The following is a 25,000-nucleotide window of genomic DNA, read 5'->3' on the forward strand; positions in this document are numbered from 1 at the left end:
CGCCCGTCGTGCACGCAGCCGCCCGGGGCCGGCGGCAGGCCCGCGGCGGCGGCGAGGGCGAGTACGGTCGCGGTCGGCTCGGGGAGGTCCTCCACCGGTGCGGATCCGGCCAGGATGCGGCGGGCCTCCCGGCGCAGGGCGTCCGCGCGGGCGGTGTCGGCCAGGACGTGCTCCACCGACGGGAAGACCCCGAGGACCCGGTGCTTCTCGGCGCGCAGCACTCCCTCGGCCACCAGTTGCTCCCGGACCGCGTCCAGGGTGTACCGCGCGCGCAACGTCACCCAGACGCGCCAGCGGTGCGGGCAGGACTCACTGACCAGCTCCAGAAGACCGTCCAGCACCGGGTCACCGGTCCGGGAGTCGAGGTCACGGGGTGTGGTGATGCCGTCGTCGTCGATCAGCAGGCCCCGCCTGGCCAGTTCGGCGAGGGCCCCGGCCCGCACCGCGGGGGCCTGCCGGGACGGGTCGGCGTCCCAGGCCAGCAGGGACAGACGGGCCGGCAGCGAGAGCGGGCCGTTGGGCACGGGGCCTCCTCGGGGGCGGTGACGTCGTGCTCCGAAAAGCCGTTGACAGCCGTTCCGGGCACTCCTACGGTGTACAGCGGTCCTGTTGCCGTCGAATGGAGAAGGACGTTGCTCGTCTGAGGTTCCGAGACACCGCGTCACACCGCTCCGGTGTGTACGCCGTGTGCGACCTCGGCGTTCGAGCCGTCCTCGCGGTCCTTGCGGAACAGGGCTTTCCTCATGCCCAGGTCTTCCCTCCCGGCCGCCGGTCCTCGTCCCGCGGTGTCTCGATACGCGTGTGCCCCTGATCGTCCCGAGCAACCGCGGAGGCCCGCATGACACCATCGATCACCTGTACGTCCCTCACCTTCACCTGGCCCGACGGCACCGCCGTCCTCGAGGGCCTCGACGTCGCCTTCGGCCCCGGCCGCACCGGTCTCGTCGGCGTCAACGGGTCCGGGAAATCCACCCTGTTGAAGCTGATCGCCGGTGAGCTCCGGCCGGCCGACGGCACCGTCCGGGTCACCGGCGAGGTGGGGTACCTGCCGCAGAACGTGACGCTCGACACCGCGCTGCGGGTCGACGAGGCCCTCGGCGTCGCCGACCGCCGGGCCGCGCTGCACGCCATCGAGGCGGGCGACGCGGCCGAGGAGCACTTCGAGACCGTGGGCGACGACTGGGACGTCGAGGAGCGCGCCCTGGCCACGCTCGGCGAGCTCGACCTCGGGCACATCGGCCTCGACCGCACCGTCGGCGAGGTGTCCGGCGGCGAGTCGGTGCTGTTGCGGCTCGCGGCGCTGCTGCTGCGGCGCCCGGACGTCCTGCTGCTCGACGAGCCCACCAACAACCTCGACCTGTACGCCCGCAGGCGGCTGTACGCGGCCGTCGCGAGCTGGCCGGGCGTCATGGTCGTGGTCAGCCACGACCGTGAACTGCTGGAACTGGTGGACCAGATCGCCGATCTCCGCTCCGGGGAGGTCACCTGGTACGGCGGCAACCACTCGGCGTACCAGGAGGCCCTGGCCGTGGAACAGGAGGCCGCCGAGCGGATGGCGCGCGTCGCCGAGGCGGACTTCCGCAAGCAGAAGCGCGAACTGGTCGACGCCCAGGTCAAGTTGGCCCGCCGCAAGCGGTACGGCCAGAAGATGTGGGACCAGAAGCGCGAGCCGAAGATCGTCATGGGGGCGCGCAAGCGCGCGGCGCAGGAGTCCGCGGGCAAGCACCGCATCATGCACGAGGAGAAGCTCGCCGAGGCCAGGGAGCGGCTCGACGAGGCGGTGGAGGCCGTGCGGGACGACGACGAGATCCGCGTCGACCTGCCGTACACGGCCGTGCCGCCGGGCCGTGACGTCCTCACCCTCATGGACCTGCGGCTGGCGCACGGCGCCCGGGTGGACGGCGGCCTCGATCTGCGCGGCCCCGAGCGGGTCGCGCTGATCGGGCGCAACGGCGCGGGCAAGACGACGCTGCTGCGCACGATCGCCGGGGAGCTGGAGCCGGTCTCCGGGGAGGCGAGGGCCCATGTGCCGCTGCGGTTCCTGCCGCAGCGGCTCGACGTCCTCGACCCGGAGCTGACCGTCGCCGAGAACGTGGCCCGGTTCGCCCCGGGCGCCACCAACAACCGGGTCCGGGCCCGGCTCGCCCGCTTCCTGTTCCGGGGCGCCCGCGCCGACCAGAGGGCGGAAACGCTCTCCGGCGGCGAGCGGTTCCGGGCGGCGCTGGCCGCGCTGATGCTGGCGGAGCCCGCGCCGCAGCTGCTGATGCTGGACGAGCCGACCAACAACCTCGACATGGCGAGCGTCCGGCAGCTGACCACGGCGCTGGAGTCGTACGAGGGGGCCCTGGTCGTCGCCAGTCACGACCTGCCGTTCCTGGAGTCCATCGGCATCACCCGGTGGCTGCTGATGGAGGAGGGGGAGCTGAAGGAAATCACGACGGAAGCTGTCAGGTATCTCGCCTAGCGTCGGCGGTATGACCCAGTCCAGCGAGTTCATCACCATCACCGGAGCCGGGGAGAACAACCTCAAGGACGTGTCGCTGCGCATCCCGAAGGGCCGGCTGACCGTGTTCACCGGCGTTTCGGGATCGGGGAAGTCGTCGGTCGTCTTCGACACGATCGCGGTCGAGTCGCAGCGCCAGCTCAACGAGACGTTCACCTGGTTCGTGCGCAACCGGCTGCCGAAGTACGAGCGTCCGCACGCGGAGGCCCTGGAGGACCTGACGCCCGCGATCGTCGTCGACCAGCGGCCCGTCGGCGGCCACTCCCGGTCGACGGTCGGCACGATGACGGACGTGTACTCGGTGCTGCGGGTGCTGTTCTCACGGCACGGCACGCCGAGCGCCGGACCGGCGACGGCGTACTCGTTCAACGACCCGTCGGGCATGTGCCGCGCGTGCGACGGCCTGGGCCGGACCGTGCGGCCGGACTGGGACCGCGTCCTCGACGCGGACCGCTCCCTCGCCGAGGGGGCGGTCCGCTTCCCGCCGTTCGCCGCGGGGACCTGGCAGGGTCAGACGTACACCAACAGCGACGAGCTGGACCCGCACAAACCGGTGCGTGAGTTCACCGCGGCCGAGAGGGAGTTCCTGATGCGGGGGCGCCCCGGCAGCAAGGTCACCGTGAACGGCTCGGGCGGCACCTGGACCACCGAGTACGAGGGGCTCGCCGACCGCTTCGAACGCCTGTACCTGAAGCGGGACCTGGCGGGGATGAGCCAGCGGACCCGTGACATGGTGCGGGAGTTCCTGGCCGAGGGCGTCTGTCCCGCCTGCCGGGGCGCGCGCCTGAACGAGGCGGCGCTGGCGTCGCGGATCGGGGGCCGGTCCATCGCCGACTGCGCGGCCCTGCAGGTCACCGACCTCATCGCCGCACTGCGGGAGATCGACGATCCGGTGGCCGGCGCGGTCGCCGGGGCCGCCGTCGCCGCGCTGGAAAGGATCGAGACGATCGGGCTCGGCTATCTGAGCCTGGACCGGGAGACGAGCACGCTCTCCGGCGGCGAGGGGCAGCGGCTGAAGACCGTACGGCACCTCGGATCGAGCCTGACCGGGATGACGTACATCTTCGACGAGCCCAGCGTCGGACTGCATCCGCGGGACGTGCACCGCCTCGGCGAACTGCTGCTGCGGCTGCGCGACAAGGGCAACACCGTGCTGGTGGTCGAGCACGACCCGGACGTCATCGCGCTGGCCGACCACGTGGTCGACATGGGCCCGGGCGCGGGCGCCGGGGGCGGCCGGGTGGTGTTCGAGGGGACCCCGCGGGAGCTGGCCGCCTCGGGCACCCTGACGGGGCGGTGTCTCGGACGGCGCACGACGGTCAAGGACGCGGTGCGGGAGGCGACGGGCGGACTGTGGGTGAAGGGGGCCGACCGGCACAATCTGCGGGAGGTCACCGTGCGGTTCCCGACCGGGGTGCTCACCGCCGTGACCGGGGTGGCCGGTTCGGGCAAGAGCACACTGGTCGCCGAGTTCGCCGCCGTGCACCGGGACACCGTGGTGGTCGACCAGTCCTCGATCGGCATCTCGGCGCGGTCCACCCCGGCGACGTACCTCGGGATCATGGACACGGTACGGAAGGTCTTCGCGCGGGAGACGGGGGCGGAGCCGGGGATGTTCAGCTTCAACTCCGGCGGCGCCTGCGGCACTTGCGAGGGTCGCGGGATCATGTACACCGACCTGGCCTTCATGGACCCGGTGACCACGACCTGCCCCGCCTGCGAGGGGCGGCGGTTCAAGGACGAGGTGCTGCGGCTGACCGTCGGCGGCCGCTCCGTCGCCGACGTGCTCGGGATGACCGCCGAGGAGGCGCTGGGCTTCTTCCAGGACACGGGCGTGCGGCGCCGGCTGCGCGCCCTGCGGGACGTGGGCCTCACCTACCTCACGCTGGGGCAGCCGCTGTCCACCCTCTCGGGAGGTGAACGGCAGCGGATCAAGCTGGCCACCCGGTTGCACCGCAAGGGCGTGGTGTACGTGCTCGACGAACCGACGACCGGGCTGCACATGGCGGACGTGGACGGGCTCGTCGCCCTGCTGGACCGCCTGGTGGACGCGGGCAACAGCGTGATCGTGGTCGAGCACAACCTCGACGTCGTCGCCCGTGCGGACTGGGTGATCGATCTCGGTCCGGACGGCGGGAGGGACGGCGGCCGGGTGGTGTTCGAGGGCACGCCGGCCGAGTTGCTCCACGCCGACGGGTCCTTCACGGCGGAGCATCTGCGGCGGGCCGGGCGCTGAGGCCGCCACCGGTGGTACGCCCTCTCGCGGCCGGGGGTGGTCCTGTCCGGATCCGCCCCGCATGATGGTTGCGCCGGCGTCCGTGGCAGGCCGGCCGTCCACGGGCTCCCGCAGTCCGGCCGAGCCATGCCCGTCCCGTCCCGTCCCGTCCGAAAGGCGCACCCGTGCCCAGCAGGAAGGCCCTCGTCCGCCGTCCCTCCCCCTGTCTGGCCGAGGGGCTGGTGGCGCACGTCGAGCGGGAAGGCGTCGACGTCGGCCGCGCGGTGGAGCAGTGGGAGGCGTACGCGGAGGCGCTGCGGGCCCACGGCTGGGAGACCGTCGAGGTGGATCCGGCCGACGACTGCCCGGGCTCGGTGTTCGTGGAGGACACGGTCGTCATGTTCCGGAACGTGGCGCTGATCGCCCGCTCCGGTGCGGAGTCCCGGCGCGCGGAGACCCCCGGCGTCGAGGAGGCCGTGGCGTCGCTCGGCTGCTCGGTGAACTGGGTCTGGGAGCCGGGCACGCTGGACGGCGGTGATGTGCTGAAGGTCGGCGACACCGTGTACGTGGGACGCGGCGGGCGCACCGACGCGGCCGGGGTGCGGCAGGTGCGGGCCGCCTTCGAGCCGTTGGGGGCACGGGTGGTGACCGTGCCGGTCACCAAGGTGCTGCATCTGAAGACGGCGGTCACGGCGCTGCCGGACGGGACGGTCGTCGGGTACGTCCCGCACGTGGACGCGCCGTCGCTGTTCCCCCGCTTCCTCCCGATGCCGGAGCCGACCGGAGCGCACGTGGTGCTGCTCGGCGAGGACAGGCTGCTGATGGCGGCGAGCGCGCCGAGGACCGCGGAGCTGTTCGCGGACCTCGGCCACGAGCCGGTCCCGGTGGACATCGGCGAGTTCGAGAAGCTCGAGGGCTGCGTGACCTGCCTCTCGGTGCGCCTGCGGGAGTTGTACGCCTGACCGTCCCACACCCGTACGGCGTAACGGCCCACGGTCCCGCACCGGGACGGCGCTCCGGGGACCCCGCTGATCAGGGGTCTTTATGACACCCTTAACCTACGGCTACGTAACCTACGGGTTCGTAGCCTACGATTCCGTAGGTTCCCGGCCCGCTCGCCGGGACATCCCCATGTCACCGTCCCCTGGAGTCACCCGTGTCGCTCGCTTCTCCCCACCTCGGCAGCCCCTCGGTCTGGACCGACGCCCGGCTGTTGTACGCGCTGGAGGAAGTGGTCGAGAAGGAGCTCGACCGGCACCTGAAGGTCGCCAAGGACTGGATGCCGCACGAGTACGTGCCGTGGAGCGACGGCCGCAACTTCCCCGGCTTCTTCGAGGACGGCGAGGCCTGGGACAAGGAGCAGTCGAAGGTCACCGAGGTCGGCCGGATCGCCCTGGTGGTGAACCTGCTGACCGAGGACAACCTCCCCAGCTACCACCACGAGATCGCCACGCTGTTCGGCCGGGACGGCGCCTGGGGCACCTGGGTGCACCGCTGGACGGCCGAGGAGGGCCGGCACGGCATCGTGATGCGGGACTACCTGCTCGCCTCGCGGGCGGTGGACCCGGACAAGCTGGAGCAGTTCCGCATGGCCCACATGAGCGAGGGCTTCGAGTCGGACAACCGGCACTCGATGCTCCACTCGGTCGCCTACGTCGCGTTCCAGGAGCTGGCCACCCGCGTCTCGCACCGCAACACCGGCCACCAGTCCGGTGACCCGGTCTGCGACCGCATGCTGGCGCGCATCGCGACCGACGAGAACCTGCACATGGTGTTCTACCGCAACCTGCTCAAGGCGGCCTTCGAGATCGCGCCCGACCTGACCATGCAGGCGGTCCGTGACGTCGTGGTGAACTTCCGGATGCCCGGCCACGGCATTCCCGGCTTCGAGCGGGCCGCGGCGCAGATGGCGATCGGCGAGGTCTACAACCTGCGCATCCACCACGACGACGTGCTCCAGCCGGTGCTGCGCTTCCTGAAGATCATGGAGATCGACGGGCTGGGCCCCGAGGGCCTCAAGGCCCAGGAGGAGCTCGGCCTGTTCATGGGCGGTCTGGACACGGAGGCCGCGAAGTTCGACGAGAAGCTGGCGGCCCGCAAGGCCCGGATGGCGGCCCGCGCGGAACGCGGCTGACGGCGGCGGACCCGCGGGCCTACCGGCCCGCGCGGCGCAGTCGCAGGCGTTCCTTCTCGGACATGCCGCCCCAGACGCCGAAGCGCATGTCGTGGGAGAGGGCGTACTCGAGGCACGCCGCGCGGATCGGGCAGAGGCCGCAGATCCGTTTGGCCTCGCGGACCGAGCTACCGGGTTCGGGGAAGAAGAAGTCTCCCCCGGTCTGCGCGCACAGCGCCTCCTCCTGCCAGGCGAGTTCGGGTGACGGCATCGTTTCGGTGTGCATGACCGGAAGCGTGCCGTACGGCGAAAAACGTTCGATCAACGCGGGCTCAACGGAGGGCCCCTCGGGCCCTCCGCGACCGCATGATGATGACGCCGGGGCGCACGGCGCGCACGGCGGCGCGCCGAGTGCGTCAGGTCTCGCGCGGGCCACCCGTGAGGACGCCGACCGTGCGCCGCACGGGTCCTGCGGACGGGGCGGCCTGCCGAGGACGGCGAAGGCCACCGCCGAGGACGGAGGGCCGGCCGGCCCTAGGCGGACGCCCGTCGGACCAGGGTCGTCGGGAAGATCACGGCGGACGGGGCGCCGCCGGCGTTCCCGTCGGACGCGGTGGTGCCGTCCAGGTCGCGCAGGAGGAGGCGGGCCATCAGCCGGCCCATCTCCTCGATGTCCTGACGGACCGTGGTGAGCGGCGGTTCGGTCTGTTCGGCGATCGGCAGCATGTCGTCGAAGCCGACGACCGCCACGTCGTCCGGCACCCGCCGCCCGTGCTCGCGCAGCACGCGCAGGGCGCCCGCCGCCATGAGGTCGTTGCCGGCGAAGACCGCGTCCAGGTCCGGGCAGCGGTCGAGGAGCCGCCGCATCGCCCGCTCGCCCCCGGCCGGGGTGAAGTCGCCCTCCGCGACCAGTCGCGGATCGGCGTCGGTCATGACGTCCCGGAAGCCGTCGAGCCGGTCCACCGCCGCGGTCTGGTCGAGGGCGCCGGTGATGTGGGCGACACGGCTGCGGCCGAGGCCGAGCAGATGCCGTACGGCGTCGCGGGCGCCGCCCCGGTTGTCGCTGTCGACGTAGACGACGCCGCGCCGGCCGTCGTTCCAGTCGGGCCGGCCGCCGTACACGGTCGGCAGGCCGGCCCGCTGGATCAGTCCGGGCAGCGGGTCGTCGATGTGGAGGGAGAACACCAGCGCACCGTCGACATGACCGCCGGCCAGGTAGCGGCCGACGCGGGCGTGGTCGTCGCGGCCCTCGGTGAGCAGCAGCACGAGCTGGTTGTCGTGGGCCGTCAGCTCCTTGCTGATGCCGCGCAGCTGCCGGGCGAAGAAGGGGTCGGCGAAGACCCGGGCCTCCGGTTCGGCCACGATGACGGCGACGGCGTCGTGCCGCCTGGTCACCAGGCTCCGGGCGGCCCGGTTCGGCACGTACCCGAGTTCCTCCACCGCCCGCCTCACCCGTTCGGCCAGGGGTTCGCGCACCCCGTCGGAGCCGTTGACCACGCGGGAGACCGTGGCCCGGGAGACCCCGGCCCGCGCGGCCACCGCCTCCAGCGTGGGGCGCGGCACTGTCTCGGTCACTTCGGGGCTCCTCACCTGCGGCTGCGGGAAAGGATAGCCCCGGGCCGGACGCGGGCGAGAGCGCTCCGGATCACGTCCGGTGCGTCAGTGCCCGTGCGCCGGCTCCTTCTCGGCGGCCGTCCCGTGGACGTGTTCGTGCGGGTCGTAGCCGGGGATGGTGCCGTCCGGCTTCCTCACCAGGAACAGGCCGACCATGCCCATGTCGGAGTGGCTCTGGACGTGGCAGTGGTACATCCAGGCGCCGGCTCCGACGCCCTCCCCCGCGATGACCTGGAAGCCGAAGGAGTCGGCCGGGCCGCAGATCTTGGTGTCGACGACCCGGCTGGGGTCCTCGGGTCCGGTGAGCATGCCGGTGCGGTTGTCGGCCCAGCGGTGACCGTGCATGTGGAAGGTGTGGTAGTACTCGCCGTGCGTGATCATGACGATCTCGACGCGGTCGCCCACGGTGGCCTCGAAGTCCGGGCCGGTGTGGGCCGGCTTGTTGTTGATCGACATGTCGTTGAAGACGATGGTGTGGGTCGCGTCGGGCAGGACGTCGCCCTTGCGGCGCACGACCACCGGGCCGTACAGCCCGCCCCGGATGCCGCCGGTGCCGTGCACGGTGCCGACGACGTGGTCGTGGTAGTGCCAGTAACCCGCGCTGCCCGACCGCCAGGTGCCGTCCGCGCGCCGGCCGGGCTTGTGGGTGCGCCAGGTGTAGGTGCGGGTGCCGCCGGGCTCGACGTCGCTCCTGTTCTGCTCGGTGCCGTCGCTGGAGATCTCGTAGTCCAGCCCGTGGACGTGCAGGCTCACGGGCACGTCCATGGTGTTCTCGAACTCGATGTGCAGGGTGTCGCCCTCGTTCAGCTCAATCAGCGGGCCGGGGATCGACGCCTTGCCCTTCTCGAAGCCGTAGCCCATCCGCCCGCCGTCCAGCCTCTCGGCGTACAGCTTGACGCGCCGCACCTCGCCCCCGGCCGGCGCGGTCCGCGCCGGCGCGGCCGCGCTCGCGGACCCGGGCGCGCCCGAGGCCTCCGGCGCGACGGACAACGATGTCGCGACGGCGGCGCCGCCCAGCAGTACCCGGCGGTTGAAACCGCGTCTGTTCATGCCGAACTCCCCACCTGGCTGTCATGAACCTGTGAAACCGTAGCGGCCGTCCCCGCGTTTATCCACACTCAGGACAAAGTTCGTTGCATTGCTGCGATAGGTATTGGCGTGTGGCACAAAGAGGTCTAGCTTCCTTGACGCTTCCGCTGCGACCGAGGAGGGGTGGGTGGCCACGTGCGGTCCACATCGCGTCAAGAACCCATGCGCTTACGAGGGTTGAGCACGACGAGCGCCACGAGCGCACGAAGAGGGAGGAGAACGGGACGGCGCGTCCGGGCGGCCGCCGTGACCGCCGGGGCCGTCGTCGCCGGGCTGCTGTCGGGGCCCGCCGCCGGCGCGCACCCGCCCCCGGAACCGTCCCTGACAACGATGTCGATCACGTCGCCCCCCGGCGGTGCGAACGTACGGGTGCTGCTGTTCCACGGCTCCGCGGCCGACGGTGACGAGTCGCCCCTGGTGAACGCCGGGATCGCGGCGATCGAGAGGATCGGCCTGTCCGGCCCGGAGAACCAGCGGTTCACGGTCACCGCCACCGGCAACGCCTCGGTCTTCACCAACGCCGAGAAGCTGGGCCGGTTCAACACCGTCGTGTTCCTGACCGGCGGCGGGGACGTCCTCGACCCGGACCAGGAGGCGGGCCTGGAGGCGTACATGGAGGCCGGCGGCGGTTTCGTCGGCCTGCACGACGCGGCCCGCGCGGAACCGTACTCGGACTGGTTCACCGGCCTGATCGGCGCCCGGCCGGCCGCGTCGAGCCCCACCACGGTGCAGCGGGCGACCGTCGAGGTCGGTGACCGCGCGCATCCGGCGACCAAGAACCTGCCCACCCAGTGGAAGCGGCCGGACAAGTGGCTGAACTGGGTGAAGAACCCCTCCGGCGACGTGCACACGGTCGCCCGGGTCCGCGAGTCGACGTACGCGCCCGGCGCGGGCGCCAACGGCTGGGACCACCCGGTCAGCTGGTGCCGCGACTACGACGGCGGCCGGTCCTTCTACACCGGCATGGGCGGCACGGTGTCGTCGTACGACGAGACCGACTTCCGTGACCACCTGCGCGGCGCCCTGCTGTGGACGACCCGGCTGGTGCGGGCCGACTGCAAGGCGACCATCACCGGCAACTACAGGGCCGAGCGGCTGACCCGGCCCAACCGGCCGGGCCTCAACGACCAGATCGGCGAGCCGCACGGCCTGGTCACCGCGCCGGACGGCCGGGTGTTCACCATCGGCCGCGGTGGCGCCGACGCCTCGCAGCCGGTCGTCACCGACTGGAACGACCCGGACATCGGCAAGGGCACGGGCGAGATCCACGTCTACGACCCGAGGACCGAGAAGGTCACCCTCGCCGGTGCGCTCACCGTCTTCGGCAACAAGGGCGGCGGCGACGAGCTGCGCAAGGTCGAGGAGGGCCTGCTCGGCATCGAACTGGACCCGGGGTTCCAGCGGAACGGGTGGGTGTACCTGCACTACACGCCCCACTCGGAGATCAACCGCGACACCCACATGGCCGAACGGCGGGTCTCCCGCTTCACCTTCGACCACGCCGCCAACAGGCTGGACCTGGCCGGCGAGAAGGTGCTGCTGAAGTGGCCGGTGCAGATCCACAGCTGCTGCCACGCCGGCGGCGGGATGGCCTGGGACTCCCGGGGCAACCTGTACATCGCCACCGGTGACAACAACTCCAGCGGGTTCAGCGACGGCTACTCGGGCAACAACCCCCAGCCGAACTTCAAGGGCGTGTCCTTCGCCGACGCCCGCCGCACCGCCGGCAACACCAACAACCTCAACGGCAAGATCCTGCGCATCCACCCGGAGCCGGACGGCACGTACACCCTCCCCGAGGGCAACCTGTTCACCGGGAAGGAGACCGCCGAGGGCGGCGGCAAGACGCGTGGCGAGATCTACGTGATGGGCGTGCGCAACCCGGCGCGCATCTCCGTCGACAAGAAGACCGACGTCCTCTACGCGGGCTGGGTCGGCCCGGACGCCGGCGCCCCCTCGCCCACCTGGGGTCCGGCGAAGTACGACACGTTCGCCGTGATCACCGAGGCGTCCAACCGGGGCTGGCCGTACTGCATGGGCAACAAGCAGCCCTACCGGGACCGCAATCTGCCGGACCCGTCGAAGCCGCTCGGCTGGTACGACTGCGACGCCCCGAAGAACGAGTCGCCGAACAACGACGGCCTGGTCGACCTGCCGCCGGTGACCGGCAACAACATCTGGTACTCCCCGCAGGGCGGCGGCCCGGACTTCCCGCGCGACGCGAACGGCGTCCCGTCGTACCGGCAGGACGAGGCCACGTACCGGCTGCCCTGGCTCAAGGGCGGTGGCCAGGCCGCGATGAACGGCCCGGTCTACCGCTACGACGACACGAGCCCCGGCGACGTCAAGTGGCCGGCGTACTGGGACGGCAAGTGGTTCGTCGGTGACTTCTACGACGCCGACCAGCCGCGCAACGCGGTGCTGATGGACCCGAGGACGCAGGGTGACGGCGGTCTCCCGGTGCACTCGGAGTCCCTGAAGAAGATCGTGCCCGTCGGCAACGACGGCATCAAGAACCTGATGGGCTGGACGTTCGGCCCGGACGGCGCGCTGTACGTCCTCGACTACGGACGCGGCTTCTTCACCTCCGACACCAAGTCCGCGCTGTGGCGGGTCACCTACACGGGCGGCGGCCCCACCCCGGCCGCCGGCCAGTTGGCGAGGAAGGCCGGATGAGACCAGTGACACGGCGACGAAGGGTGTGGGCCGGCCTGCTGGCCGCCCTGCTGATGACGCTCGGCCTGCAGACGACGCCGTCCGCGGCCGGCGAGTCCGGATCCACGACGGCCGGGGCGGCGGAGCAGGTGCTCACCTGGACCGCCGGCGACAGCATCACCGAGTACACCTCCGCCCCGACGACCGCGGTGGCCGGTACGGCGACGATCGTCTTCGAGAACAGCGCGGCCACCGGCAACACCACCGGAATGCCGCACACGCTGACCTTCGTGACCTCCGACCCCGAGTTCAACGACGACGTCCAGCTGAACATCCTCGCCAACCCGGCCGACGCCCAGGGCGGCCGGCACACCGCCGAGGTGACGCTCACCCCGGGCCGCTACTTCTACCACTGCACCATCCCCGGCCACGGCGAGATGCAGGGCATCCTGACGGTGACCGAGGGCGGCGGCGAGGACACGACGGCGCCCGAGGCCACGGCCGAGGTGACCGGCTCGCGGAACGACGAGGGCGGGTACGTCGGTTCGGCGAGCGTCGCGATCGAGGCCACCGACTCCGGTTCGGGCGTGGACCGGATCGAGTACGCGATCGGGGCCGACGGCGCCTGGCAGCCGTACACCGCCCCGGTCGTCGTCGACCAGGTCGGCGCGCACACGGTGCGCTACCGCGCGCTGGACAGGGCGGGCAACGTCTCGGCGGAGCGGAGCGTCACGTTCACGGTCGTCCCGCCGCCGACGGACGACTCGACCCCGCCGGAGACCTCCGCGACGGTGGGCGGCGAGAAGAACGGCGACGGTGCCTACATCGACATGGCGACGGTGACCGTCACCGCGTCCGACACCGGCTCCGGCGTCAACACCATCGAGTACGCGATCGGCGCCGGCGCCTGGACGGCCTACACCGGCCCGGTGATGGTGCACCGGGTGGGCACCCACACGGTGCGCTACCGGGCCACCGACAGGGCGGGCAACACGGCGGCGGAGAGGAGCGTGGAGTTCACGGTCGTCTCCGCTCCCCCGCAGGACACCACCCCACCCGTGACCGGCGTGACCCTCGGCGGCGTCAGGAACTCCGACGGCGCCTACGTCGGCAGGGCCACGGTGACGGTCGGCGCCGACGACGGGCACGACGGCTCCGGCGTGGCCGCCGTCGAGTACTCGCTCGACGGCGGACCGTACCTGGCCTACACCGCGCCCGTGGTGGTCGACCGCGCGGGCCGGCACACCGTGGCCTACCGGGCGAGCGACAGGGCGGGCAACACCTCCCAGCCGCTGACGGCGAGCTTCACGGTCGTCGCGGGCGGCGGGGTGCCCTCGCCCGCCTGCCCGGAGTACGACGAGCGGCGGACGGTGATCGTCGGCACGGTCGACTCGGGCGTGCCGAACCGGGTCACCGACAACCGGTGCCGGATCGGCGAGCTGATCGAGGACGAGAAGGAGTGGACCTCGCAGGCGCTGTTCCTGAAGCACGTCGGTACCGTCCTGGACCGGCTGAAGGAGGAGGGGGTCATCGACAAGCGGGAGCGCCGGGCCGTCAACCGGGCGGCCCGCGAGTCCGGCATCGGCACGCCCGGCCAGACCGACGGCTACCGGACGATCCTCGACGGCACCGCGGCCTCGTTCGCCAAGTGGGAGCAGGTGGGCGGGGGTTCGTTCGCGCTGAACCCGGACGGGTCGATCACCTCCGGCACCACGAGGAGCGGGCTCGGCATGCTGTGGTTCCCCGAGCGCACGTACGGCGACTTCTCGCTGAAGCTCCAGTGGCGTGACGACGCCCCGGGCACCGGCAACGCCAACTCCGGTGTGTTCGTGCGGTTCCCGCAGATCCACGATCACCCGGAGGAGTCCCGGCCGGAGTGGGCCGCCATCAAATTCGGGCACGAGATCCAGGTGTTCGACTCACCCACCGGCGACATGTACAAGACGGGCTCGGTCTACGGCTTCGACCGGGTCGGCCTGGCCGGTGCGGGCGTGACGCAGAAGGGCACCTGGAACGACTACGAGATCCGGGTGGTGGACCAGCACTACTCCGTCTACCGCAACGGTGTGCTGATCAACGAGTTCGACAACACCGGCGGTCAGGACTTCGCCCCGCCGCGCTCGGACGACCCGGGCACGGACGGGCGGCGGTTCGCCGCCGGCTACGTCGGACTGCAGGTGCACGGCACGACGGACGTCGTCTCCTACCGGGACGTCCGGATCAGGGAGCTGTAGTCCTCACGGGCCGGGGAGCCGGGGTTCCGGCTCCCCGGCCCGGCCGGCCCCGGCGGGACCCCCGGCTCCCGGATCAGGGCTTGATCAGCACCTTGACCGCGCCGTCCTGCTTCTTCTGGAACATGTCGTAGGCCCGCGGGGCCTCGTCGAGCGGCACCCGGTGGGTGGCGAAGTCGTCGACGCCGAGGGGGTCCTCGTCGGTGAGGTAGGGGATGATCTCGTCGCTCCAGCGGCGTACGTTCGCCTGGCCCATGCGCATCTGGATCTGCTTGTCGAACAGGGTGAGCATGGGCATCGGGTCGGCCATGCCGCCGTAGACGCCGCTGATCGAGATGGTGCCGCCACGGCGCACCAGTTCGATGGCGGTGTACAGGGCGGCGAGCCGGTCGACGCTGAAGCGTTCCGCCATCGGGCCGCTGAGCTTGCGGGGCAGCAGCGCGGAGGCGTTCTGCACCATGCGGGCCGCCGCGCTGCCGTGCGCCTCGGTGCCGACGGCGTCGATCACGGCGTCGGGGCCGCGGCCGTCGGTCTGGTCGCGGATCGCGGCGACGAGCTCCTTCTCGTCGTCGAAGGAGCGCAGGTCGAAGGTCTCCACGCCGCGCTGCTTCGCCCGGTTCAGCCGTTCCGGGACCAGGTCCACGCCGAACACCCGTCCCGCGCCCTGGACCTGGGCGACCCGGCAGGCCATGTCACCGATGGGGCCGAGTCCGAGCACGGCGACGCTGCCCCCCTTCGGGACACCGGCGTAGGCGACCGCCTGCCAGGCGGTGGGCAGGACGTCGGAGAGGTAGACGAACCGGTCGTCGGACGGCCCCTCGGGGACCTTGATCGGGCCGTACTGGGCCTGCGGGACCCGCAGGTACTCGGCCTGGGCGCCCGGGACCGCGCCGTACAGCCGGGTGTAGCCGAACAGGGCGGCGCCCATGTTCTCGGCGCTGACCTGGGTGGTCTCGCACTGGGTGGGCAGTCCGGTCAGGCACATCCAGCAGTTGCCGCAGGCGATCTGGAACGGCACCACGACCCGGTCGCCGACCTGGAGGTCGGGCACCGCCGCGCCGACCTCCTCGACGATGCCCATCGGCTCGTGGCCGAGGATGTCGCCCGGGGTCATGAACGGGGTGAGGACCTCGTACAGATGCAGGTCGGAGCCGCACAGTCCGGTGGAGGTCACCCGGATGATCGCGTCCGTCGGCTCCTCGATCCGGGGATCGGGCACGTCCTCCACCCGTACGTCCCGCTTCCCCTGCCAGGTCAGTGCCTTCATCGCCGCCCGCTCCCTCCGTGGTGACCGGTGTGCCGCTCCTGCGGTGGGCGTCCGGGTACCCGAGCGGCCGGGTGCCGAACCGCGGGCCGGCGGGCGCCGCCGTGCCGGAGCGCCCCGGCCGGGGCGCTCCGGGCGGATCCGGTCCGCCCGGTCAGTGCGGGGCGGCCGGGGCGGGGGCCGGGTCGCGCAGCCCCTCGGCCGCGTCCGCGGCCCGCCGGATCAGGTCGATGAAGAGCGTCTGCTCGGCGGTGTCGAGCGGGGCCAGGAGGACCTGGTTCATCCGCGCGGTGCGCACCGTGAGCCTGCGGTGGGTGCGCACGCCGTCGTCGGTGAGGTGCAGCAGGAAGCGGCGGCCGTCCCGCGGGGCGCGGACCTTGTCCAGCAGCCCGCGCCGGATCAGCCGGGCGATCACCTCGGCGATGGTGGACCGGTCGAGCCCGACCCGCTCCCCCACGGTGCGCTGGTCCAGGCCCGGCTCGGCGACGACCGCGTTGAGGACCGCGAACTGGGGCGAGGTGATCTCCTCCCGTGCTCTGGAGCGACGTTGAAAAGTGAGCTGCTCAACCACCGTGTCGAAGGCCCCGCTTCCGCTCCCCCGCTGCTGCTCGGCCCTTCGCCCGGGACGTCGTACGCCCTGTGGGACGAGGTGGCGCCCGAACTGTCGGCCGCGCACCGGGTGGTCCGCTGGGACCTGCCGGGGCACGGCGGATCGGCGGCGGGGCTGATCGGCGCCGGCGCGACCCTCGGCGACCTCGCCGGTCCTGTGCTCGCGCTCGCCGACGCGCTCGGCATCGGACGCTTCGCGTACGCGGGCGTCTCGCTGGGCGGCGCAGGCCCGGCAGACCCCGTTCACGGCGCGCTTCCAGGACCTCGTCTCGCGCTACGCCTGGGACGAGATCTGGACCGATCCGGCCCTCACCCGCCGCGAGCGCAGCATGGTCACGCTCACGGCGCTGGTCGCGCACGGTCACCACGACGAGCTCCCCCTGCGCGTCCGCGCGGCGCGCCGAGGCGGGCCCGCTCCCGAGGAGATCGGGGCGGTGCTGCTCCAGACGGCCGTGTACTGCGGGGTCCCGGCGGCGAACTCGGCGTTCGCGACGGCCCAGCGGGTGCCGGCGGAGGAGAGCGGGTAGCCGGCCGGGGACGTCCTCGGCGCTAGCGCGGTCCCACGCCCGCTCCGAGTTCCTCCGCGGCCCGTTCCACCAGGCCGTCCGCGCCGCAGGAGCGGGCCAGGGCGAGGCCCCGTTCGAGGTCGGGGACGGAGCGGGCGAGGATGCCGTACTCGACGCGGGCCGCAGCGTGCTCGTACTGGCAGGGGGAGGACTCCAGGTAGGTGACCGCCTGGGCGGCGAGGCGGACCGCGCGCTGACCGGTCTCCAGGGCGGCGGCCACCCGCAGGGCCTCTCCTATCGCGGTGTCCGTGCCGAAGCGCTCGGCCCGCCGGCGGACGTCGACGGCCAGCCGGGCGGCGCGGGCCGGGTCCTCGGTGGCGAGGGCCCGGGCGAGGTCGGCGGCGCCGAAGAGGTGCACCGGGTTGTGGTGGCCGCGCGCGGCGGCCGCCTTCTCGGCCGCCTCCAGTTCGTTGACGCCGTCCTTGGTGCGACCGACGGCCAGCAGCAGCCGGCCGCGCACCGAACGCGGGTCGGGCAGCACGATCGTCGACGGGTAGGGCGGTGCGAAGCCGTGTCGTTCGGCCGTCGCCCAGGCCTCGTCGACATGGCCGCGGGCGAGCAGGGTGTCGACGAGGTTGCAGGTGGCCGTCCAGTACAGGGGCAGTCCGCGGCCGACGCGTTCGGCCAGGCGCAGGGACTCGCGCAGGGAGGTCTCCGCCGCCTCGAGCCGGCCGCGCCTGCGGTGCCCGAGTCCCACGTAGGCGTGGGCGAGGACCAGGTGGCCGCCGCTCCAGCCCGCCGTCTCGTAGGCGCGCAGGGCCTCGTTGTAGAGGCTTTCCGCGCGGTCGAGGCGGTCGGTGTAGGCGTAGGCGCTCGCCAGCATCAGCAGGAGTTCGCCGCCCCACTCGCAGTCGGTCCAGCCGAGGCCCGGCGCGAGGCGGCCGTTGACGAGGGCACGGTCGCAGACCTCGACGACCTCCTCGGCGTTCTCGCCGCGCATCATGGCGTCGAAGCCGCGCAGGATGAGCAGCGCGCGCTCGGAGTTGTCGCGGCCGGTGCAGGTGGCGGCGAGTTCGGCCAGGCGCTCGGAGCGGCCGGGTGCGCCGGTCTCGTCGGCGAGGAGTCCCTCCCACATGAACTGCACGGCGCGCAGCCGCAGGTGGGCGGGGCCGGGTTCCAGCCGGCCGGCCTCCGCCGCGACGGTGCGGACGGCCTCCTCCATCTGGTCGTTGTGCAGCAGCGCCTGGGAGAGGCGGACCACGGCGTCCACCCGGCGGTCGCCGTCGAGACCGGGCATGCCGAGGGCGGCCCGCAGATGGCCGATGGTGCGGGCGGGGGCGGTGAGGAAGGTGGCGCAGCCCAGTTCGTAGAGGACCTGTGCGTGGACCTCGGGGCGGGGCGGTTCCTCCAGGGCGCGTTCCAGGCAGCGGCGGGCGGCGTCCGGGGCGCCGACGGCGAGGTGTTCACGAGCGGCCTCGCGCAGGTGCCGGACGAGTTCCTCGTCGTCTTCCGGGTGCACTTCGAGAAGGTGGCGGGCGGCCGAGGCGGCGCCGCGTCCGGAGTCGGTGACGATCCGGGCGGCTATGCCGTGCATGGCGCGGCGCAGCGCGTCGGGGATGGAGTCGTAGACGGCGGTGGCGATCAGCGGGTGGACGAACTCGAGGTCGGCGGACCCGGCGCCGGCCGGGTCGGGCACGGTGAGGATGCGGGCCGTGCGCAGGAGTTCGGCGCAGCGGGCGGCGGCGTCCGGGGTGAGGGTGGCGAGCCGGGTCACGAGGTCGACGGTGATGTCGTCGCCGAGGATGGCGGCGGCCCAGGCGAACCGGGTGGCGTCTATGCCGAGTTGTTCCAGGCGGGCGACGAGGCCGACGCCGCGCGCGGAGCGGTTCAGGTCGCGCAGTTCGCCGGCGCGGGCCTCGACGGGTTCGAGTGCGCTGTCCTGGACCTTGGCGAGGAGCTCGACGGTCTCGTAGGGGTTGCCGTCGGTGACGGCCCAGACCTCGCGGCAGAACGCGGCGTCGGCGTTCTCGCCCAGTGTGGCGCGGGTGAGTCCGGCGGTGGCCTCCGGGGTGAGGGCGCTGAGGGTGGTGACGGGCCGGTCGGCCGCGGCGGCGACGGCGTCCAGGTGACGGGCGCTCACTCCGGAGATCTCGCCGGGCCGGCGGGCGACCACGACCAGGACGGACAGGTCCGCCAGGCGTTCGGTGAAGGAGGCGAGCCAGTGCAGGGTCTCCTGGTCGGCCCAGTGGGCGTCGTCGATCAGCAGGACCAGGGGCCAGTCCCGGCGGGCCAGCCGGCGCACGGCGGCGACCAGCCCCTCGCACACGCCCTGCGGGTCGGCGTTCCGCTCGCCGGGGTCGGCGATGCCGAGGGCGGGGCCGGCGATGTCGTACCAGTCGCCGAGGTACTCGCGCGCCTCCTCCGGCAGCATCGGCACCAGCGCGGGCTGGAGGAGCTGGCGGACCACGTGGAAGGGAACGGAGCGCAGGGTCTCGCCGCCGCGGGCCGACCACACGGTGCAGCCGCGCCGTTCGGCGATGCGACGGGTCTCGGCGAGCAGCGCGGTCTTGCCGAATCCGGCCTCGCCCCGGAGCACCAGCAGTCCGCCCGGTGAGGAACGGTCCGCGCACAGGGTGTCGACGGCCCGCGCGATCGCGGCGACTTCCTCGTCGCGCTCCCACAGAGCGGCCGAAGGGCCGGCCGGGGGCCGCACCTCCGTCATCCCGCTACCTCCCCGAGTCGCCCGAATGACGTACAGATCTCGAGCGTAGTCCTCCGGCCGCCGGAGTGGTGCCCGCTCGCGGCACGTGTTGCCGTGACGGGTGACACGGCCGCCCGGGGTCGACGCGGACCACCTCTCACCTGGGGTCCTGATGGTCAACTGCTGTCAAGGGGTGGGGAGATGAAAATCCCCGGGCGGTCCGGGCGCGCGTGTGACGGGGCTCTCTCATCCGGCTTTCACCGAGGCCTCATACGGTGGGGGCATGACGCAGGTGACTCCTCCCGGGTGGTACCCCGACCCCGGGCAGACGATTGAGGGGCCGGCCACCGAGCGCTGGTGGGACGGCAGGGCCTGGACGGAGCAGGTCCGTCCGGCGGGGCGGACCGCCGCCTGGGGTCCCCCGGCGCCGGGCGGCGCGGCCGGGCCGGCGTATCCGGCCCATCCGGCGTATCCCGCTCCGCCGTCCGGGCGGGGGCACCGGGTGCGGAACGGGATAGCCGTGGCGGCGGCCGTCGCCGTCCTGGCGAGCATCGGTGTGGGCGTGTACGCGCTGACGGACGACGGCGGGGCCGGCGGCACCGCCGCCTCGCAGGGGCCGGGCGGACGGGACGGCGGACCGTCCGGCGACCAGGACGGCCCGGGCGGGGGCTCCGGCGGGCCGGACGGGGACTCCGGTGAGGAGCCGGCGCCGGACGGGTCCGGGGCCCCGCGGATCGAGAGCGGGTCGGTGACCGACGCGCTGAGCGGGATCAGCCTGCCCGTCCCGGACGGCTGGTACGGCCAGGAGTCGAAGGTGGGCGCCTCGGTGACGTCGAAGGACTCGTACGACTGTCCCGGCGACACCTCCAAGACGTGCACCAAGGGCGGGGCGTACTCGGCGCCGGCCCTGGCGTTCGGCACCCGTGGTTCCACCGCCGAGGAGGTCGCCAAGGCGGACATCCCCGCCAACGCCGAGGAGAGCTACGGCGGTGCGGCGTACGGGAGGATCACCTCGCACGACGTCCTGGCGTCCAAGGCCGTGACCGTGGCCGGGCAGAAGGGCTACCTGGTGCGCTGGAAGGCGGTCACCAGCAAGGGTTCCGACGGGTACGTCCAGTCGCTGGCCTTCCCGTCCCCCGCGCAGCCGCAGCGGATCGTCGTGGTCCGCTTCGGGGTGGACACCGATCAGAAGCAGGCCGTCCTCGACGAGATCACCGAGGGCATCGAGGTGGCGTCGGGCGGCGGCAGCGGCCAGGACGTCTGACACCGCGCGGTCGACGGCCGGGCGGGGCACCCCTCCGCTCAAGAGGTGTCCCACCCGGCCGGGGTGAGCGCCGCCCCCGTCCCCACGGTGCGGCGCGGTCAGGCCGCCGCGGGGTCATCCCGTCGGCGGCGGCCTGCGTCTCAGGGGAGGCCGAGGGCCGGCAGTACGGCGGCCTCCACGAAGCGGACCAGGTACTCCGGGTCCGCGTTGCGGCCGTCCAGTATGGGCCGGGCCCGCAGCACGCCGAAGAGCTGCGCCGGGACGTACTCCAGCGCCGGGTTCCCGGCGGCGACCTCCCCGCGCTCGACGCCGCGCCGCAGGATCTCCTCCAGCGCGGTGATCTCCGGGTCGACCAGCGCCTCGCGCAGCGCCCGCGCCAGTTCCCGGTCCTGGATGACCGCGTGCCCGAGCGCCTGGAGCAGCGTGGTGTCCTGCGGCGACCACTCCCCCGCGCACCGCGCCGCCTCGCGCAGGTCCCCGGCGAGGGTGCCGGTGTCGATGCGGGCGAACCGCGTCTGCCGGTTGGAGCGCAGGGCGGCGGCGACGAACCGGGGCTTGGTCCGCCACTGCCGGTACAGGGTGGACTTGCTGCACCGCGTGCTGGCGGCGACGCCCTCCATGGTGACGGCGTCGTAGCCGCACTCGCGGATCTGGTCCAGCACGGCGTCGAAGAACTCCCGCTCACGCTCCGGCGTGATCTTGGAGCGGCGCGAGGCCCCGGCCGGCCCGGGGCGGTCCGCGTCCTGCGGCGTCATCGCTCGGCTCCTTGTCCCTCGTACGAGGCGTAGGTCATCGGCACGCCAGTGTACCGGTACACAAGCGTACCGGTACGCCACCGTATCGGTACACTGGCGTATCGGTACGGGACCGTGTCGATGGGATGCGGTGCCCCGCGCCGTCCGCACCACGCCACCGAAAGGCCGGGGATGAACATCCGCAAGGAGCCGGGACCCACGGGGTCCGGCCGATGAGCCCCCTCCTCCTGGCCGTCCTGCTGTCCCTGGTCTCCGCCGTCGCCTACGCCGCCGCGGCGGTGGCGCAGGAGCGGCTGGCCTCCCGGTCCTCCGGCACGGGCACGCTGCGGCTGCTGGGCGACGGCGTCTGGTGGTGGGCGGTCGCGCTGAACGCCGCGGCCGCGCTGCTGCACGTGGCGGCGCTCGCGTACGGCCCGCTCACCGTGGTCCAGCCGCTCGGCGCCCTCACCCTGGTCGCGGCGGTGCCCCTGGGGGCGCGGATCGCGGGGCGGCCGGTGAGCGCGGTCGAGTGGCGGGGCACGGCGTTCACCCTCGCCGGTCTGACGGCGGTGCTGGTCACGGCGTCCGGGCCGGTGCCCGACGACGTGCTGAGCGTGCCCGAGGCACTGGCCGTCGCGGGCGGCACGGCGCTGCTGATCGGCCTGCTGTCGTGGCCGGGCTCCCGGCCCGGTCTGCGGCACGCGACCGCGTCGGGCATCGCCTCCGGGGTGGCCTCGGCGCTCACCCAGACCGTGACGGTCGCGGTGACGGACCGGTCCGGCCCCCTGCTCGGCGTGCGGGTGGTCGGGGTGGCGCTGCTGGTGGCCGTCTTCGCGGCCGGCGGGCTGCTGCTGTCGCAGACCGCCTACCGGAACGGTCTGGGCGCCCCGCTCGCGGTGGTCACCCTGACCAACCCGCTGGCGGCCGCGGTGATCGGACTCTCCCTGCTCGGCGAGCGGTTCCGGGACGGCCCGGAGGGCGTCCCGCTCGCCCTGACCGGCGCCGCGCTCGCCTCCTGGGGCGTGCTGTCGCTGAGCCGGGCGGCGCCCCGCCCGCCGGGAGCACCCGTGGCCCCGCGGACCCCACCGGCCCCGGCCGCCCCGTCGCCCCCGGCCGTCACCGCGGGCACGTCGTGCCTCCCCCAGCGCCTCGAAACCTCCGGGGCGGTGGGGGTGCCTCCCGCTCGAGCGCGGTCGAGGGCGGGGGAGGCGCCCCGCGAACGCCGGGCCGGCCGGCCGCGCCGGCCGTCCCCGCGCGGCACCGTCGGGTGCGGGCGGCCCGGTCCGGGCGGGCGGTGGGATTCACGCCAGATTGGGCGGTGACTGTTTCCAGCCGTGCTCCGCACGGGGGGACGAGCCCGCCGACCGGTTCCTCTTGGCCGGCGCGGTGGGACCGATCCGGCCGGTGATGTGCCTCCGTAACCAGGGCAACGGGGACGTCGGCACGGGCACGACGGCCGACCGTCGCGTTCCGCATGAGGGGGCGTCACCCGCCGTGGGGCTTGTGGCGCCGCCGTTTTCGGCCGGGCGGGCGCCGCCGTCCCGCTCCCCGGGGGGCGCCGGGAGCGGCGGATTGCGTCCGGTGCGGTTCGCACGTGCGTACGTGTCGTGTTGTTTCCGAACGGATCAGGGCACACGGCCCGTGGCGCAGGGGGAGTGTGTGGTCGGCCGCGCACGGGCGCGGCCGCTGGCTGAGAGTGGGGGAGATGGTCCGTACTGTCGTGGTGCACCACGAGGAACTGCTGCGGTCGGCACTGGTGCAGCTGCTCAGATCCGATGTCACCTTGGAGGTCTCGTCCATATCACCCGGCGCCGGCCTGCCGGATCACGACCCGTTGCCGACGGACGTGTGGGTCGTGGACGGTGACTGCCTGCGGGGATCGGAGCAGGCGTGCGACGCGCCCTTCCCCGCGCGGCGCGGGGACCGGCTCGTCGTCCTGGCGAGCGCCAAACGGCCGGGGCTCCTGCGCCGGGCGTTCGACGGCGGTGCCCTCGGGCTGGTCGACAAGAACGCCCCGGCGCACCGGCTGATCACGGCGGTGCACACGGTCGCCAAGGGGGAACGTTTCCTCGATCAGACGCTCACGGTCGCCCTGCTGGAGGGTGCGGAGATGCCGCTGACCACCCGCGAGCTGAGCGTGCTGTCCCTGGCCTCCCAGGGGGCGCCGATGGCCGAGATCGCGGCCCGTCTGCACCTGTCCCGGGGGACCGTCCGCAACTACATGGCGGCGGCGATCCGTAAGGTGGGCGCCCGCAACCGGGTGGACGCGATACGCATCGTCCAGAACGCCGGATGGACGTGACGGGCCGCGCGGTGTCCCCCGCCCGGGACGGCCGGCGGGGGTCAGGACCGCCGGTCAGGACCGCCGTTCCAGTGGCCCGTCAGGTCACGGTAGAGCGGTGAGCGCTCCAGCACCTCCTCGTGCGTGCCGCACACCGCCTCCGTCCCGTCCAGCACCAGCACCCGGTCGGCGCGCACGGCCGACGACAGCCGGTGCGCCACCACCAGCAGCGTTCCCGGGCGCCGCGCGAGGACGTCCTCCGCGCGTGCCTCGGACGCCGGATCGAGGTGGCAGGTGGCCTCGTCGAGCAGCAGCAGGGGCGCGGGGGACAGGTGGGCGCGCGCCAGGGCGACGAGCTGCCGTTCGCCCGGGGACAGTTCGGCGGGCCGCACCGGGGCGTCGAGCCCGCCCAGGCGCTCGACCAGCGGCCGCAGGCCGAGGGCCCCGACGGCGGCGTCGAGGTCCGCGCGGTCCGCGTCCGGACGCAGGTACGCGAGGTTGTCCCCCACGGTCCCGGAGAAGACGTACGCCTCCTGGGGCACCAGTACCCGCAGCGCGGCGAGTTCGGCGGGCGCCCGCCCGGTCACCTCCCGGCCGGCCACCCGCACCTCGCCGCCGCTGGGCGCGAGCGTCCCCGCGACCAGACGGGTGAGGGTCGACTTGCCGATGCCGCTCGGTCCGACGACGGCGAGGTGCTCGCCCGGGGCGACGCGCAGGTCGAGCGAGTCGAGGACCGGCTGCGCGCGGACGCCGTAGGCCAGGGTGACGGACCGCAGCTCCACCGCCGCGGTGCGTCCGCCGCGCGCCGGGCGTCCCCCGCGGACCGGTGCCCGGGGACCGGCGTCGGTGGCGCCGGCCCCCGGAGGGCGCACGGCACGGTGCGCGGGCTCCGGCCGCGCACCGTGCCCGGCCGTCGGCGCCGCCGCCTCCGACGCCCTTCCCGGCTCCGGGCCGATGATCCGGTCGAGGACGACCAGCAGCCGGGCCCCCGCCGCACCGAGCGCGGTCATCAGGGTGTGCAGGGCGGGCAGCAGCGACTGGACGAGGTAGGTGAACGCCCCCAGCAGCGCGCCCGCCGTCACTCCCCGCCCGCGCAGCCACGGCACCGCCAGCAGCAGCGCCAGGACGGGCAGGTGGCCCGCGACGCCGAGCGCCGCCGTGCGCACCGCCGCCCAGCCGGCCAGGGCCCGGGCCGCCGCGGCGGCCGCGTCGACCAGCTCC

Annotated in this window: 18 protein-coding genes and 1 pseudogene; 10 read left to right on the top strand and 9 right to left on the bottom strand. The window is 73.4% G+C overall.

Features of this window, described 5'->3' with window-relative positions:
* On the bottom strand, positions 1-524 hold a 524-nt coding region (locus ABTY20_RS30185; protein WP_352000315.1), incomplete at its 3' end, for a GOLPH3/VPS74 family protein.
* A 314-nt stretch (positions 525-838) separates the two neighbouring features.
* On the opposite strand from ABTY20_RS30185, the gene ABTY20_RS30190 reads away from it, so the two are divergent.
* From ABTY20_RS30190 to ABTY20_RS30205, 4 genes are all read left to right on the top strand, one after another.
* Entirely contained in the window at positions 839-2,464 is a 1,626-nt protein-coding gene (locus tag ABTY20_RS30190; protein ID WP_352000316.1) for an ABC-F family ATP-binding cassette domain-containing protein, read from the top strand.
* 10 nt (positions 2,465-2,474) lie between these two features.
* Entirely contained in the window at positions 2,475-4,739 is a 2,265-nt protein-coding gene (locus ABTY20_RS30195; RefSeq protein WP_352000317.1) for an ATP-binding cassette domain-containing protein, read from the top strand.
* 164 nt (positions 4,740-4,903) lie between these two features.
* Entirely contained in the window at positions 4,904-5,680 is a 777-nt protein-coding gene (ddaH, locus tag ABTY20_RS30200; protein WP_352000318.1) for a dimethylargininase, read from the top strand.
* Positions 5,681-5,874: 194 nt separating this feature from the next.
* Positions 5,875-6,852 carry an acyl-ACP desaturase gene (locus ABTY20_RS30205; RefSeq protein WP_352000319.1) on the top strand — a complete coding sequence of 326 codons (978 nt, stop codon included), beginning with the start codon at positions 5,875-5,877 and terminating at the stop codon, positions 6,850-6,852.
* 19 nt (positions 6,853-6,871) lie between these two features.
* Here ABTY20_RS30205 and ABTY20_RS30210 read toward each other — a convergent pair whose 3' ends face one another.
* From ABTY20_RS30210 to ABTY20_RS30220, 3 genes are all read right to left on the bottom strand, one after another.
* Positions 6,872-7,117 (bottom strand): WhiB family transcriptional regulator, encoded by a 246-nt coding sequence (locus tag ABTY20_RS30210; RefSeq protein WP_352000320.1) that lies wholly within the window; start codon positions 7,115-7,117, stop codon positions 6,872-6,874.
* Positions 7,118-7,365: 248 nt separating this feature from the next.
* Positions 7,366-8,406 (bottom strand): LacI family DNA-binding transcriptional regulator, encoded by a 1,041-nt coding sequence (locus ABTY20_RS30215; protein ID WP_352000321.1) that lies wholly within the window; start codon positions 8,404-8,406, stop codon positions 7,366-7,368.
* Between the two features lie 84 nt (positions 8,407-8,490).
* Positions 8,491-9,495 (bottom strand): multicopper oxidase domain-containing protein, encoded by a 1,005-nt coding sequence (locus ABTY20_RS30220; RefSeq protein WP_352000322.1) that lies wholly within the window; start codon positions 9,493-9,495, stop codon positions 8,491-8,493.
* A gap of 201 nt (positions 9,496-9,696) precedes the next feature.
* Here ABTY20_RS30220 and ABTY20_RS30225 point away from each other — a divergent pair, with 201 nt between their 5' ends.
* Positions 9,697-12,210 carry a ThuA domain-containing protein gene (locus ABTY20_RS30225; RefSeq protein ID WP_502991922.1) on the top strand — a complete coding sequence of 838 codons (2,514 nt, stop codon included), beginning with the start codon at positions 9,697-9,699 and terminating at the stop codon, positions 12,208-12,210.
* A gap of 23 nt (positions 12,211-12,233) precedes the next feature.
* Positions 12,234-14,423 (top strand): OmpL47-type beta-barrel domain-containing protein, encoded by a 2,190-nt coding sequence (locus ABTY20_RS30230; protein ID WP_352000332.1) that lies wholly within the window; start codon positions 12,234-12,236, stop codon positions 14,421-14,423.
* 73 nt (positions 14,424-14,496) lie between these two features.
* Here ABTY20_RS30230 and ABTY20_RS30235 read toward each other — a convergent pair whose 3' ends face one another.
* Together ABTY20_RS30235 and ABTY20_RS30240 are read right to left on the bottom strand one after the other, a co-directional pair.
* Complete coding sequence (locus ABTY20_RS30235; RefSeq protein ID WP_352000324.1) at positions 14,497-15,687, bottom strand: zinc-dependent alcohol dehydrogenase; 1,191 nt, start codon at positions 15,685-15,687, stop codon at positions 14,497-14,499.
* A 151-nt stretch (positions 15,688-15,838) separates the two neighbouring features.
* Positions 15,839-16,255 carry a MarR family winged helix-turn-helix transcriptional regulator gene (locus ABTY20_RS30240; protein ID WP_352000325.1) on the bottom strand — a complete coding sequence of 139 codons (417 nt, stop codon included), beginning with the start codon at positions 16,253-16,255 and terminating at the stop codon, positions 15,839-15,841.
* On the opposite strand from ABTY20_RS30240, the pseudogene ABTY20_RS30245 reads away from it, so the two are divergent.
* Positions 16,232-16,820, top strand: a pseudogene (locus tag ABTY20_RS30245) (alpha/beta fold hydrolase). The gene ABTY20_RS30240 and the pseudogene ABTY20_RS30245 overlap by 24 nt on opposite strands.
* Positions 16,821-16,842: 22 nt before the next feature.
* Here ABTY20_RS30245 and ABTY20_RS30250 read toward each other — a convergent pair.
* Complete coding sequence (locus tag ABTY20_RS30250) at positions 16,843-19,521, bottom strand: ATP-binding protein (RefSeq protein WP_352000326.1); 2,679 nt, start codon at positions 19,519-19,521, stop codon at positions 16,843-16,845.
* Between the two features lie 262 nt (positions 19,522-19,783).
* On the opposite strand from ABTY20_RS30250, the gene ABTY20_RS30255 reads away from it, so the two are divergent.
* Entirely contained in the window at positions 19,784-20,764 is a 981-nt protein-coding gene (locus ABTY20_RS30255; RefSeq protein ID WP_352000327.1) for a DUF2510 domain-containing protein, read from the top strand.
* Positions 20,765-20,904: 140 nt separating this feature from the next.
* Here the strand turns inward: ABTY20_RS30255 and ABTY20_RS30260 are convergent, their stop codons facing one another.
* Positions 20,905-21,519, bottom strand: a complete 615-nt coding sequence (locus ABTY20_RS30260; protein ID WP_352000328.1) for a TetR/AcrR family transcriptional regulator — start codon at positions 21,517-21,519, stop codon at positions 20,905-20,907.
* Positions 21,520-21,731: 212 nt separating this feature from the next.
* Between ABTY20_RS30260 and ABTY20_RS30265 the strand changes: the two genes are divergently transcribed.
* Positions 21,732-22,820, top strand: coding sequence for a DMT family protein (locus ABTY20_RS30265; RefSeq protein WP_352000329.1), 1,089 nt, complete (start codon positions 21,732-21,734; stop codon positions 22,818-22,820).
* Positions 22,821-23,203: 383 nt separating this feature from the next.
* Entirely contained in the window at positions 23,204-23,800 is a 597-nt protein-coding gene (locus tag ABTY20_RS30270) for a response regulator transcription factor (protein ID WP_352000330.1), read from the top strand.
* 41 nt (positions 23,801-23,841) lie between these two features.
* Here the strand turns inward: ABTY20_RS30270 and ABTY20_RS30275 are convergent.
* A partial coding sequence (locus tag ABTY20_RS30275) for an ATP-binding cassette domain-containing protein (protein ID WP_352000331.1) occupies positions 23,842-25,000 on the bottom strand: 1,159 nt, incomplete at its 5' end.

The sequence above is a fragment of the Streptomyces sp. NPDC126497 genome (assembly GCF_040302425.1).
Lineage (GTDB): Bacteria > Actinomycetota > Actinomycetes > Streptomycetales > Streptomycetaceae > Streptomyces.

Coding starts and splice junctions, on each gene's coding strand:
- ABTY20_RS30190 (WP_352000316.1), top strand. CDS start 839: ATGACACCATCGATCACCTGTACGTCCCTCACCTTCACCTGGCCCGAC.
- ABTY20_RS30195 (WP_352000317.1), top strand. CDS start 2,475: ATGACCCAGTCCAGCGAGTTCATCACCATCACCGGAGCCGGGGAGAAC.
- ABTY20_RS30210 (WP_352000320.1), bottom strand. CDS start 7,117: ATGCACACCGAAACGATGCCGTCACCCGAACTCGCCTGGCAGGAGGAG.
- ABTY20_RS30220 (WP_352000322.1), bottom strand. CDS start 9,495: ATGAACAGACGCGGTTTCAACCGCCGGGTACTGCTGGGCGGCGCCGCC.
- ABTY20_RS30225 (WP_502991922.1), top strand. CDS start 9,697: ATGCGCTTACGAGGGTTGAGCACGACGAGCGCCACGAGCGCACGAAGA.
- ABTY20_RS30235 (WP_352000324.1), bottom strand. CDS start 15,687: ATGAAGGCACTGACCTGGCAGGGGAAGCGGGACGTACGGGTGGAGGAC.
- ABTY20_RS30250 (WP_352000326.1), bottom strand. CDS start 19,521: ATGACGGAGGTGCGGCCCCCGGCCGGCCCTTCGGCCGCTCTGTGGGAG.
- ABTY20_RS30255 (WP_352000327.1), top strand. CDS start 19,784: ATGACGCAGGTGACTCCTCCCGGGTGGTACCCCGACCCCGGGCAGACG.
- ABTY20_RS30260 (WP_352000328.1), bottom strand. CDS start 21,519: ATGACGCCGCAGGACGCGGACCGCCCCGGGCCGGCCGGGGCCTCGCGC.
- ABTY20_RS30265 (WP_352000329.1), top strand. CDS start 21,732: ATGAGCCCCCTCCTCCTGGCCGTCCTGCTGTCCCTGGTCTCCGCCGTC.
- ABTY20_RS30270 (WP_352000330.1), top strand. CDS start 23,204: ATGGTCCGTACTGTCGTGGTGCACCACGAGGAACTGCTGCGGTCGGCA.